The following is an 11,587-nucleotide window of genomic DNA, read 5'->3' on the forward strand; positions in this document are numbered from 1 at the left end:
CAAATGTCACAGTATCCACTTTGGAATCAATTAAATACTTTAAAAGAGGCTCAGTGGGTCGATTTAACACATACTTTCGACCCAAATATCCCTCGTTTTAGCGAATTTGAAAAAGGTGAAGTCTCAACGCTATTCAATGTTAAAGATCATGGGTTTTATGTACAACGTTGGAGTATCGTAACTCAATATGGAACACACATTGATGCTCCAATCCATTTCGTTGAAAATAGAAGATATTTAGAAGAATTAGATTTAAAAGAACTTGTTTTACCATTAATTGTTTTAGATTATTCTAAAGAAGCTGCACAAAATTCAGATTTTATCGTATCACGTAAACATTTAGAAGATTGGGAACAACAACACGGTCGCATTGAAGCAGGTACTTTTGTCGCATTACGTACTGATTGGTCAAAACGTTGGCCAGATATAGAAAAATTTGAAAATAAAGATGTAGATGGCCATCAACATCTTCCAGGTTGGGGCCTTGATGCATTAAAATTTCTCATTGAAGAACGTGGTGTTAAATCCATAGGTCACGAAACATTTGATACTGATGCCTCAATTGATACAGCTAAAAATGGTGATATTGTTGGCGAAAGATATATCTTAGGTCAAGACACATTCCAAGTCGAATTACTTACCAATTTAGATCAATTACCTACCAGAGGTGCAATTATCTATGCAATCAGCCCAAAACCAAAAGATGCACCAGGCTTTCCAGTTCGTGCATTCGCAATAAAACCTTAATTGATGTCTTTCATCTAGCGTTCTCAACCACGTGGTGGTTCAAGTGGTGCACAACCGCTATGATATTATTCCATCAATGTTCATCATCATAATATTTGAATAGCAATGAACTCTTTCTAACTAAGTAAAAAGCTATAAACGAAGTTTTTAAAACGACTTCGTTTATAGCTTTTTTAATACACACTTTTATGATATAAAAACCGTGCTCCACTAAATGTTAAACTTCATATTTAGATACAACCGTAGCGATACCTTGACCGCCACCGATACATAAAGATGCCACACCTGTTGGCTTAGCATCACTTAATTGATGTAATAATGAAACTAAAGTACGCGCACCCGAAGCCCCTATCGGATGTCCTAGTGCAATCGCACCACCATTAACATTGACTTTATCTTGCGGTAATTGCAACTCACGGTTTACAGCAATTGATTGCGCTGCAAAAGCTTCGTTTAATTCAAAAATATCAACATCATTTATCACTTTATTAGAACGTTTTAAAGCTTTATGTATCGCTTCAACTGGACCAATACCCATAATTGAAGGCGCCACACCACTCGCACCAAAACTATCTAATACAGCTATAGGTTGTAAGCCCAATGCTTTCGCTTTGTCCTCCGTCATAACGAGCATAGCAGCAGCACCGTCATTGATACCGGATGCATTACCAGCAGTTACTGATCCATCTTTTTTAAATGCTGGACGGAGTTGTGCTAACTTATCAATTGTCGTTTGAGGTCTAATGCCTTCATCTTGAGAAATAATTAGGGGGTCGCCTTTACGTTGTGGTACCTCTACAGGTACAATTTCAGCATCAAATACACCAGCTTGTTGTGCACGTGATGCTTTTTGTTGAGAATCGAATGCAAATTGATCTTGTTCTTTACGACTAATCTGATACTGTTCAACTAGATTTTCGGCTGTGATACCCATATGGTAATCATTAAACTTATCAGTTAAACCATCAGCTATCATACTATCTTCTAAAGTTTGATTTCCCATTTTAAAACCGAAACGACTATTTTTAAGAAGCATTGGAGATTGAGACATACTTTCCATGCCTCCAGCGATAACAATCTCATTATCTCCCGCTACAATAGATTGATAGGCAAGTTGAATCGCTTTTAATCCAGAACCGCAAACTTTATTTACAGTAAAAGAAGGTACCGCTTCTGGCACACCACCATGAATCGCAGCAATACGAGCAGGATTTTGTCCTTGACCTGCCTGTAATACGTTTCCTAGAATAACTTCATTGATTTCATTAGGATCTATTTGACTATGTTCTAAAATTTGACGAATAACTGTTGCACCTAGTTCATAGGCAGGTATATCCTTAAATACACCACCAAACACGCCTATAGGTGTTCGATATGCTTCAGCTAATACTATGCGTGACATGTCATATTCATCTCCTTAATATAACTTATACTTTTCTAAAAATGAGGGAAGAAGCAAACCTTCTTTTCTTATTGTCATTATATTTGGATATTCAAATCTATTATTTAAGAGTTTATCTCTTACCTTCATTGTATTTAAATGAGTATTACATACTTTAATTGCAGTAAACACATTCCACATTATATTACCAAATTTACATAGAAAAATTCCATTATGATCTATCATCATCAAATGCATCACTTTCTTTCTAAGCAATGATCAATTTTAATTTCATAATCACTCTCACTTCACTAAATATAGTTAATCCATTGTTGTAAAAAAAGAGGAAACCATAAAAGAAATACTCATGTCTATACAAACGGGGTAGTCTAACCGTCCCACTTAACACAAGTCATCTTTATAAGATTTCCTTAACATCTACTATTATATCTACGATGATTTACATTTCTAAATTTTATTATGCAATCAGTACTTACTTTCCTTTATATTTGTCACCCATGCTTCATAATAGAAGCAAGTAATCTAAACTTACCTTTCCTATCAATTCACTGGTAAAGTGTTTTTTAGAATCACCAAAATCATTGATAATAGATTAAGAAGCCATATTTAATCGTCTTGATGTCCCATAGACTTTTATGAATAAGTATAAAACAATCGCCATTGTTAAAAAACAGTTGAGACATATCATCTATTATTTTGATTATTTATTCAAAACACGAAATCATTGATTTATTTGCACTATTTTTCCGAAAATGAATCCTATCAACGTATATTTATAAAAATTACATTAAAAGATTTTGACTAAAACCCTGATTTATTCAACAACCTTTTAATATAGATGAAAGTTATTTATTTTGATACTGCTTAATCGCATCTTGTATCGTATCGTGTAAACTAGGTTCTTGTAACCAATGTTGGAACTTTTCCATAATTTCCCTTGGAGTCGTAATGTTTTCAGGAAAATTAATATCTTTCATACCTTCAAACAAATCTCCAAAATGACTTTTTTCACCTTCAAAATTCTTCATAAAACGATAAAAGCTCAATACCCTAACCTCCTATATTTTGCAACAATAGGTATATATTACCAAAATGAAGGCATTTACAAAATACATTTGTTTAAATTTAAGTAAAAAATTAATAGTTGAGGTCTTATTTATATGTTAAAAGTATTTCTTTTTTAAAAACTAATAAATTTTATTAAAACTTGTATTACTAAAAATCAATTTTATACAATCCCTAAAAAGTCTATTATTTTTGTCATTTTGACTAATATACTTGTCATAATGACAAATATATTATATAGTTTATATGTAAGGAAGTGATACAATTTGCGCAATAGACTTAAAGAATTACGAGCCCGTGATGGATATAACCAAACAGAGCTTGCTAAAAAAGCTGGAATATCACGACAAACGGTGTCTTTAATAGAACGCAACGATTTTACACCATCTATATTAACCGCAATAAAAATTGCAAGAATCTTTGGTGAACCTGTTGAAGATATCTTTATTATGGAGGAGGAAGACTTTTGAAAATAAAAAGGTATGCACTTCTATGTTTATTAGGAGGATTAGTTGGAGGCATCATCGGATACATCATAGGAGCTATTAACTGGGAGAAGTTATTTAATTATGCACAGTTCGCTAACTTTAAAGTTGTGCTTTATACAACCATCGTAGCATCATTAATAAATATTATACTTACTGTGTATTTATTTATAGTCCAAAATGCGTCACTTCACTATAAAGCTAAAATTGACGCAAATATTTCAGATGATTTAGCAGATACATATGAAAATAAATCATACATCAAATCATTGAAAGTAAGATTTATTTACACAATGCAATTAATTGTCGCTTTTATTGCAATTTTAATACCCGTCATAGGAAATGCATCTGAGAATCACATCGCTCTAATAATGATTCCTTTCATTATTACAATCATTTCATCCATAATGATTGGGATATTTTATAGAAAATTTGATGCTCGATACCCTAAATTAGGAGAGAAACGTTACACTGAAAAAGCATTTAATATTATGGACGAAGGAGAGCGATACATCACACTCGTTTCCTCGTATAAAGTGCACCAGCAGAATATTGTATTACTTTTTATAGGAATTATGACCCTGGGGATATTCTCAATAACTACAGGCATGAATCAATCACTAGGCATAATTTTGTTTATCATTTTATTTATCTATAATTCATTGGGATATTTACTGAAAGTCAGTAATTTTTATAAATCAGAACAGAAATCCTAAAACTAATTTAAAGAAAAGGAGTAAATTATGGAAAACTTATTAGAAGTTCAGCAACTCAATAAATCATATAAGAATTCAGAATTCCAGCTTACTGACATCACATTCTCTGTTAAACCTGGCGAGGTAGTGGGTTTAATTGGGAAAAATGGTTCAGGTAAGTCTACCCTCATTAATACACTTGTAGGAAATAGACATAAAGATAATGGTTCACTGAAATTCTTCGATAAAGAGGTGACAGAGAACGACTTCAAATATAAAGAACATTTAGGTGTAGTTTTTGATGATTTACGTGTTCCAGATAAATTAACTCTACAATCTATCAATAAAGTTTTTACTGAAATATATGATGCTTGGAACAGCGATACATTCTTTTCTTTAATCAAAGCATTTGAACTACCAACAAATAATCAAATTAAGACATTCTCAAGAGGAATGCGTATGAAAGCAGCTTTAACAATTGCTTTAAGCCATGATGCTAAATTATTAATCTTAGATGAAGCTACAGCAGGTATGGACGTATCAGGACGTGAACATGTGTTAGAAATTCTAGAGGATTATTTAGGAGACGATCGTGCCATATTAATTTCATCACATATTTCTGAAGATATTGAACAGCTAGCTACTCAGCTCGTTTTTATGCGTGATGGTCGAATTATTTTAAAAGAAAGTAAAGAAGTTTTATTGAGCCAATACGGCATCATCGATCAACCAGTTGAGCATTTCAATATTTCAAATGAGTATCTAATCGCAACGCGCAGACGTAATGATCGACAAATCAGTTTAGTGAATAACTATCAAAAAGTACCTGATGCACAACCACTAAAGACAATCGATGATGCAACTAAAATTATTATGCGAGGTGAAGTATAATGAAAGGTCTTACTCTTAGTATATTTTATACAGCTAAAAAATCATTTTTCATCTACTTAGTAGTCGGAATTATTGCTGCAGTCGTTTTCTCATTTTTAAATCCAACGATGAACAGCTTTCTTGCTATCATTTTTTTAATATCTCCTATTACGGATAACTTCAAACGTGAAAAGGACTCAAGATGGATGAATTACATATCCACACTTCCTGTTAGAAGAGCTGATTATGTTAAAAGTTATTATATTATTTTTCTCTTGTGTGCATTAGTTGGGATACTTGCAGGCGTACCTAGTGTCGGTCTAATCACACAAAGTTTAAGTATGGTATTCATTTCACTATGTGTTGCCATTGGTGGCGCAGGGACTTTCTCCATTATGTTTCCTCTAACATTCAAATTCGGTTCTGAAAATTCAAATGTCATTGTGATGACTACAACATTTGCTGTCATTATTATCTCTTTCTTATTCTATATCGCATCAATGATATTGAGTAATCAAACAGGAAGTGGCTCTATGATTACAATGCTGAGCAACACACAAAGCTATGTTGTATATTCCATTTATGGAATACTTGGATTGATTTCAATTATTATCTCTTATATTTTATCGATTAAAATTTTTAACAAGCAAGAACTATAATATTAAAAACCCCCTAAATTTTCGGTAATTGAAAATTCAGGGGGTTATTTATATCTTTTAAGTTTTTAATAATTTATTTTCATTTAAAGATAATTATTTATTAATATATTTATAAATAGTTAATTAAAAATGGGATAAAGGAGTATTTTAATGACATTATTAACTAAAGTTTTAGATACTTTAACAGGCATATGTGTTGCTTTATTGTTTACCAAGTATTTTGTAAATTATGCAAATGATATGTTTGACTGGCACTTAAGATGGTATTTCCTAGAAAATGTACCTCATTTAGCACTCATTTTGTTTATTCTAGTATTTATCTTTGCTGTTCCTTCTGAAATGATTAAAGATAAAAATAAGAAAAAGCATAATGATTCATAATCAATAGGTATATAATCATCATATTTTAAGTGTCACTGGTTCAATAGAACCCAACTTATCGAATTAGATGATAAATAAATATATCTCGTAGGAGTTTAAAAAGAAAAAGGCACGCTTTTCCTATACTAATCTCGAACTACTTTATAAACATTCGTTACTCAATCTAAAACTTTGTTCTTCATTTCTATCAAAAAGGCCTACTGCATTTGAACTAAATTTCGAGTTATTAGTTGAATTATCAATTAATTCGTATATCAATGTCTCTAATAAACTCTAGATTTATCTTACTTCTCAGTTTTTACAACTAATACACTGATATGTTTATATATGTATTAAAGGAACAGATTAAAAAAGAGAAGACCCATATACATTAAATTTAAACTAAAACTTGTGATAACTTTTATCTTTAATGCATATGCTAGCTTTTTAATGGGTATTTTTAGTAATACCATCGATATAAGAAAGGGGGAATATGATGAGTAATATCACAGTTTATAATGTCATTGAATTGGGCGTAAACAATCTTTTAGCCGATTATGACAATTGGAATGTTGAAGAAGTATTAGATAAAGAAACTCAACATTTCCCAAACACTTTACATTGGCAATATGGTCATGTATTAACAATCTTTGAACAAGCATTATCATTGGGCAATCAACATGTCGTAGATGTTGAAAAATATAATAAATTGTTTGGATATGGTTCAAATCCTAGAGACTGGAAGGGACAAGATGTACCTGCTATCAACGAAATCAAACAACACATTCAAACATTACCAGAACGTGCTAAAAAATTAACACACGAGCAGTTAGCTCAAAAATTAGACCAACCTATCGCAGGTTGTAACACACTTGATGAATTATTAATGTTAAATGCTATCCATGTGCCATTACACACCGGTAAAATTGAAGAAATGACACGTGTACTTCGTGAAAAATAAGCACAATATATTTAAGCGTCTGGATTATCATCCCCAGACGCTTTTAAAATGTTTAGAGAATTATCAAATTTTATTTGAATGCTTTCGCTAAAACAAAGATAAACATATCTTTCGAGGAGTTTTATCTAGTATACGTACATTCTTCCCTCAACAAGCTAAAAACATAAATATCTGAGAATTCCCCTTGTAATCGTTCATTACTTCTCAATATACCTTCTTGCGTGAACCCAAGTCTAATTGGTATAGCTCTGCTTTTCTTATTTTTAGTAGACATTCGTATTTCTATACGATTAATATCATACACTTCATATACATAGCGAATTAACGCTTGAGTACATTTAGTCATAATACCTTTCTTTTGAAAGTCTTCAGCTAAATAATAACCAATTGAAGTTGTTTTATTAACTAAATCTAAGTAATGCAATCCTATGACTCCAATCAATTCTTTATTACTCCATATTCCACAATGAAATCCATTACCATCGATAAATTGTTGCAACGCCGAATGGATAAAGTGTTTACTATCTTCAACTTTCTTCGTATGTTCAACAAAAGGTAGAAATTCAGCTAAATAGTCACGATTGCTATCTACTAATTTAAATAACTGTTCGGCTTCTCGTTCTTCTAATATTTTTAATTTAATATTTTTATTTATTTGATAACTAAACATACAAAATCATCCTTTTTTAGAATTTTCTGTTATTTTAGTATACACGAATATAGGATTATGTCATAAAACTTGATTACTAGAATTCGATATTCTCTAAGTCACAAGTGTGTATGTAGTTCTCTTGTTTCTATTGTCTTATACCTACAACCAATATTAGAGTGAAAAAGCTTAACTTAAGATAGATCATCATCAACAACACAAACGTTAAAAACACTGAGATAACTTTTTAAAATATACTTCTCAATATTGATTAGTAAAATCCAAAATATGAATAATAAGTAGACATTAAACAATCTTTATTTTATTCTATAAATAATAGAAAATAAATTATTAGATTAAATTATTATTTTTTATTTCTAATTTAAGTTGAAACCGTATGTAATGGGAGGAAATCATAATGATATATTCTATCGGTAAGAATTTAGGTAATAAATTAACAGGTATAGAACAAGCTATGATCAATAGATTAAAGCTATTTAAAGATAATTTAGTCCCAAATAAACTCATATTCACATCTTGGTCACCACGTTTATATATGCATGCACATTCGTTAAACATCGATTCAAAAGATATTTTCAGTCTTTACGATTTTCTACAAGATAGTATTAACTTTGAGAAAAAACATATTGATTGGATAAATTATTGGCAAAATATATGTAATTATACCTTAAAATTCGTTGAAAATACGAATGATATTAAAATATACGATAACGACACATATAAAATGTATGTGCATTTTGTTGATTCAAATTATCAAACTTTAGACTATATTAACCATTTTGATATACAACAACGTAAAATTCGAAGAGATTTTTACGATACAAGAGGCTTTTTAAGTTGTAGTAGAATTTTAACCTCTCAACAAAAAGTCGTGATGGAACAATTTTTTACACCTACACAAAAAGTTAAATTTCAAAAATATTACAACCCTGAGCACGAACATCCTACGGTACAATCTATCATTTATAATACTTCACGAGGCGTTCGTTTTTTCAACGATGAAAATGAACTTTTAGCGTTTGCAATTAATGCGCTATATCATTTAGGAGACGTATTTTTATGTGATAAAAACATCGTTACAGGGCCAATCATTGATCAAACTGATACTAAAATACCAGTTCTCGCCGTTTTCCACAGTACCCACGTAAAAAATATCAATGATATATATCATTCTGAAATCAAACAAGCGTATAAACCTGTTTTAGATAACTTATCCCGATATTCAGGAATCATAGTATCTACTGAACAACAAAAAACAGATTTATCTGTAAAAATTAATAACGTTATTCCCATTTACGTTATACCTGCAGGTTATATTGATACAAATGAATCTCATCATAGTAGTGACAATAAACCATTGCCTAACAAAATGATTTCTATCGGCCGTTATTCTCCTGAAAAGCAATTAGGTCATCAAATAGAACTAATGTCTAAGCTAGTTCCAGCATTTCCAAATTTACAGTTACATTTATTTGGGTTTGGTAAAGAAGAAACACATTATCGTAAATTAATAGCTCAATATCATTTAGAAAATCACGTGTTTTTACGTGGCTTCATTTATGATTTAAATCAAGAAATAGAGACCGCCTATTTATCTTTATTGACAAGTAAAATGGAAGGGTTCAATTTAGGTGTACTTGAAACGATTGCTAAAGGCGTACCTACAGTAAGTTATGATACCAAATACGGACCTTCTGAGTTAATTGTTAATCATAAAAATGGCTTTTTAATTGAACAAGATAATAAAGAACAACTCTATCACAGCGTTAAAAAGTTATTACTCGATTCTAACTTAAGAGAACAATTTTCTAAGGAAAGTATTAAACATGCCCAAATATTTAATGACAAAAATGTTTTTGATACATGGCTCACTGTTTTCAGAACGTTAAAAGTTAATTTATAATCGCCAATTTATTAAGATATATAAGGGTGAAGAGAAGTGTGAAACATCATACATCATCTTCACCTTTAATTTATTCTATAATATTTCATCTTTAATCTGTGCCTTTTGATATTGAACATAGCCTGATATATAATGTTCGATATCATCAATCCGAACTCGATACCCATGGTGTTTTATGAAGAAACTACCAAGAATTCGCTTTGGATTTTTGAAGTACATTGCAATTTCAGGATAGAAAAATCCTACTCGTTGATATTCTGCTCTTGTATGAATCACATTGATTAATTTTTCTTCATCAATCAACTGAGTCACAAGCTCTTGACGATGTGTAGCTTTTGCTTTTTGAATAAGCTTATAGGTTGCCATTAACATTTCTAAAAATGTTGGGAATGTTGTTTCACGTTGTTCAATATATTCCAAATAGGTGTTCACATTCTTAATCCCAAATTCAAAATATTTATCTTGCGGACACAATTGAACTAACTCGTTCGTGCAATACCCAAGCCAATGATCATGGTATTGCCAATACTCTTTTTCAATAAATCGATCCATTAACTTCTTCACAACTTCCAACCATTTATCATTATGATCTTGGTGATATAAGCGTAATAATGCTAAAGCTGCTTCACCATCATAATAAATAATTCTAAATGATTCTTTCACAGTTAAATCCGGATAATTTAAAATATGAGTTGTTTCGTATGTATCTTGATTAATCATTGATAAAATTCCTCGAGCAACTTTTTGTGCCACGCATAAGTATTGCTTATTGGGGTTATGCTTTAAATATTCACAAACCGCAAATATAAAGGCAGCATTTTGTCCTAATTTTATTTCGTTAATATCTTTTGTATCATCAAAGATATATCCAACACCTTCATTATCATAGAAATAATTCTCAATAACGTAGTTAATTGCCTTTTCGACTATAGTTAAATCTTCTCCTAAATAATCTAAACCCTCTATTAATGCATAAGTTGAAGAAGCATGTCTTAATATATTATAGAAATTGATTTCTTTATCAAAATGTGGAAAATAACCATATTGATATCTTCCAGTATCTGATAGCATATTTCCTAGGAAATATGTACCACTTTCAATTAATTGGTCTATTTCTTTATGTAAATAATCGACCTTTCTTAATCCTTTTTTATAACCTTCATCGTGTAATTCATATATCTTTTGTTCGTCTAAGATAAAACCTTTAGTTTTGAACTTAATGACTTCTTTGTTTTCATAAAAATCATAAGCAAACTTTTTCTTATGGTTCGTATACTTTCTTAAATAGTTATTTATATTTTGTTCAGATAGAATAAGCTTCGTTTTCCCATCTGTTTTCACTGGTTTAATAAATGCATTAGTGTTTATTTCTTCAGGTAAAAATGATAAATTCCAGTATTGATCTAAAGCTATACCAAAATCAATATAATTTCTTCTAGTTTGCGTTAATTCATCTTTAACATCTTTAAATAAAGTAACTTCTTCTTCAGTAACAATGTCTATTTTTACCCATGAAGGAAACGCTCCTGTTTTCTGTCTAAACTTTTGAATTTCTTTAGTAATATCCCTTCTAAGGTAATTAGGCTTTTTTAATAATTTAACTTTGGCTTTTATATTAGATTTTCCAAGGCTTAAAAAAGTATATTCTTTTATTTCTATTGTTTTTTCAACATAATTAATCAATCTTTCTATATGATTTTCCATACTCATCTTTTTTCTCCTTTCAATTTAATATGATTTCAAACCAGGTCATATAGACCTGGCTTGAAA

13 protein-coding genes are annotated in these 11,587 nt (G+C 30.6%); 8 read left to right on the forward strand and 5 right to left on the reverse strand.

Features of this window, described 5'->3' with window-relative positions; genetic code table 11:
* The first annotated feature begins 3 nt into the window (after positions 1–3).
* Positions 4–747 carry a cyclase family protein gene (locus FNL83_RS11760; RefSeq protein ID WP_001831362.1) on the forward strand — a complete coding sequence of 248 codons (744 nt, stop codon included), beginning with the start codon at positions 4–6 and terminating at the stop codon, positions 745–747.
* Positions 748–964: 217 nt separating this feature from the next.
* Here the strand turns inward: FNL83_RS11760 and FNL83_RS11765 are convergent, their stop codons facing one another.
* From FNL83_RS11765 to FNL83_RS11775, 3 genes are all read right to left on the reverse strand, one after another.
* Positions 965–2,149: an acetyl-CoA C-acetyltransferase gene (locus FNL83_RS11765; RefSeq protein WP_001831350.1), complete on the reverse strand. Its 1,185-nt coding sequence runs from the start codon at positions 2,147–2,149 to the stop codon at positions 965–967.
* A gap of 15 nt (positions 2,150–2,164) precedes the next feature.
* A complete protein-coding gene (locus FNL83_RS11770; protein WP_002456823.1) occupies positions 2,165–2,377 on the reverse strand; it encodes a hypothetical protein in 213 nt (70 codons plus the stop codon).
* A gap of 617 nt (positions 2,378–2,994) precedes the next feature.
* Positions 2,995–3,195, reverse strand: coding sequence for a sterile alpha motif-like domain-containing protein (locus FNL83_RS11775; protein WP_001831332.1), 201 nt, complete (start codon positions 3,193–3,195; stop codon positions 2,995–2,997).
* Positions 3,196–3,480: 285 nt separating this feature from the next.
* Here FNL83_RS11775 and FNL83_RS11780 point away from each other — a divergent pair, with 285 nt between their 5' ends.
* From FNL83_RS11780 to FNL83_RS11805, 6 genes are all read left to right on the forward strand, one after another.
* Positions 3,481–3,684 (forward strand): helix-turn-helix transcriptional regulator, encoded by a 204-nt coding sequence (locus FNL83_RS11780; RefSeq protein ID WP_001831346.1) that lies wholly within the window; start codon positions 3,481–3,483, stop codon positions 3,682–3,684.
* Positions 3,681–4,415: a DUF3169 family protein gene (locus FNL83_RS11785; RefSeq protein WP_002437234.1), complete on the forward strand. Its 735-nt coding sequence runs from the start codon at positions 3,681–3,683 to the stop codon at positions 4,413–4,415. Before FNL83_RS11780 ends, FNL83_RS11785 begins: the two co-directional genes overlap by 4 nt.
* Positions 4,416–4,442: 27 nt before the next feature.
* Positions 4,443–5,285, forward strand: coding sequence for an ABC transporter ATP-binding protein (locus FNL83_RS11790; RefSeq protein WP_002437236.1), 843 nt, complete (start codon positions 4,443–4,445; stop codon positions 5,283–5,285).
* Positions 5,285–5,923: an ABC-2 transporter permease gene (locus FNL83_RS11795; protein ID WP_002437239.1), complete on the forward strand. Its 639-nt coding sequence runs from the start codon at positions 5,285–5,287 to the stop codon at positions 5,921–5,923. The genes FNL83_RS11790 and FNL83_RS11795 overlap by 1 nt, the downstream gene beginning before the upstream one ends.
* Before the next feature lie 150 nt (positions 5,924–6,073).
* On the forward strand, positions 6,074–6,304 hold the full coding sequence (elxI1, locus tag FNL83_RS11800; protein WP_001831347.1) for an epilancin biosynthesis-related protein ElxI1: 231 nt from the start codon (positions 6,074–6,076) through the stop codon (positions 6,302–6,304).
* A gap of 475 nt (positions 6,305–6,779) precedes the next feature.
* A complete protein-coding gene (locus tag FNL83_RS11805; RefSeq protein ID WP_001831338.1) occupies positions 6,780–7,244 on the forward strand; it encodes a bacillithiol transferase BstA in 465 nt (154 codons plus the stop codon).
* A gap of 121 nt (positions 7,245–7,365) precedes the next feature.
* Here FNL83_RS11805 and FNL83_RS11810 read toward each other — a convergent pair whose 3' ends face one another.
* Positions 7,366–7,914, reverse strand: coding sequence for a GNAT family N-acetyltransferase (locus tag FNL83_RS11810; RefSeq protein WP_002437244.1), 549 nt, complete (start codon positions 7,912–7,914; stop codon positions 7,366–7,368).
* Positions 7,915–8,311: 397 nt separating this feature from the next.
* On the opposite strand from FNL83_RS11810, the gene FNL83_RS11815 reads away from it, so the two are divergent.
* On the forward strand, positions 8,312–9,817 hold the full coding sequence (locus FNL83_RS11815) for a glycosyltransferase family 4 protein (protein ID WP_002456822.1): 1,506 nt from the start codon (positions 8,312–8,314) through the stop codon (positions 9,815–9,817).
* 75 nt (positions 9,818–9,892) lie between these two features.
* On the opposite strand, the gene FNL83_RS11820 is transcribed toward FNL83_RS11815, so the two are convergent.
* Positions 9,893–11,527, reverse strand: coding sequence for a hypothetical protein (locus tag FNL83_RS11820; protein WP_002437250.1), 1,635 nt, complete (start codon positions 11,525–11,527; stop codon positions 9,893–9,895).
* Between the last annotated feature and the right edge of the window lie 60 nt (positions 11,528–11,587).

This window comes from Staphylococcus epidermidis (genome assembly GCF_006742205.1).
Taxonomy (GTDB): domain Bacteria; phylum Bacillota; class Bacilli; order Staphylococcales; family Staphylococcaceae; genus Staphylococcus; species Staphylococcus epidermidis.

Excerpts from the sequence above, each read along its gene's own strand:
- FNL83_RS11805 (WP_001831338.1), top strand. The coding sequence starts at position 6,780 with ATGAGTAATATCACAGTTTATAATGTCATTGAATTGGGCGTAAACAAT.
- FNL83_RS11790 (WP_002437236.1), top strand. The coding sequence starts at position 4,443 with ATGGAAAACTTATTAGAAGTTCAGCAACTCAATAAATCATATAAGAAT.
- FNL83_RS11765 (WP_001831350.1), bottom strand. The coding sequence starts at position 2,149 with ATGTCACGCATAGTATTAGCTGAAGCATATCGAACACCTATAGGCGTG.
- FNL83_RS11815 (WP_002456822.1), top strand. The coding sequence starts at position 8,312 with ATGATATATTCTATCGGTAAGAATTTAGGTAATAAATTAACAGGTATA.
- FNL83_RS11820 (WP_002437250.1), bottom strand. The coding sequence starts at position 11,527 with ATGAGTATGGAAAATCATATAGAAAGATTGATTAATTATGTTGAAAAA.
- FNL83_RS11795 (WP_002437239.1), top strand. The coding sequence starts at position 5,285 with ATGAAAGGTCTTACTCTTAGTATATTTTATACAGCTAAAAAATCATTT.
- elxI1 (WP_001831347.1), top strand. The coding sequence starts at position 6,074 with ATGACATTATTAACTAAAGTTTTAGATACTTTAACAGGCATATGTGTT.
- FNL83_RS11810 (WP_002437244.1), bottom strand. The coding sequence starts at position 7,914 with ATGTTTAGTTATCAAATAAATAAAAATATTAAATTAAAAATATTAGAA.
- FNL83_RS11770 (WP_002456823.1), bottom strand. The coding sequence starts at position 2,377 with ATGATGATAGATCATAATGGAATTTTTCTATGTAAATTTGGTAATATA.
- FNL83_RS11760 (WP_001831362.1), top strand. The coding sequence starts at position 4 with ATGTCACAGTATCCACTTTGGAATCAATTAAATACTTTAAAAGAGGCT.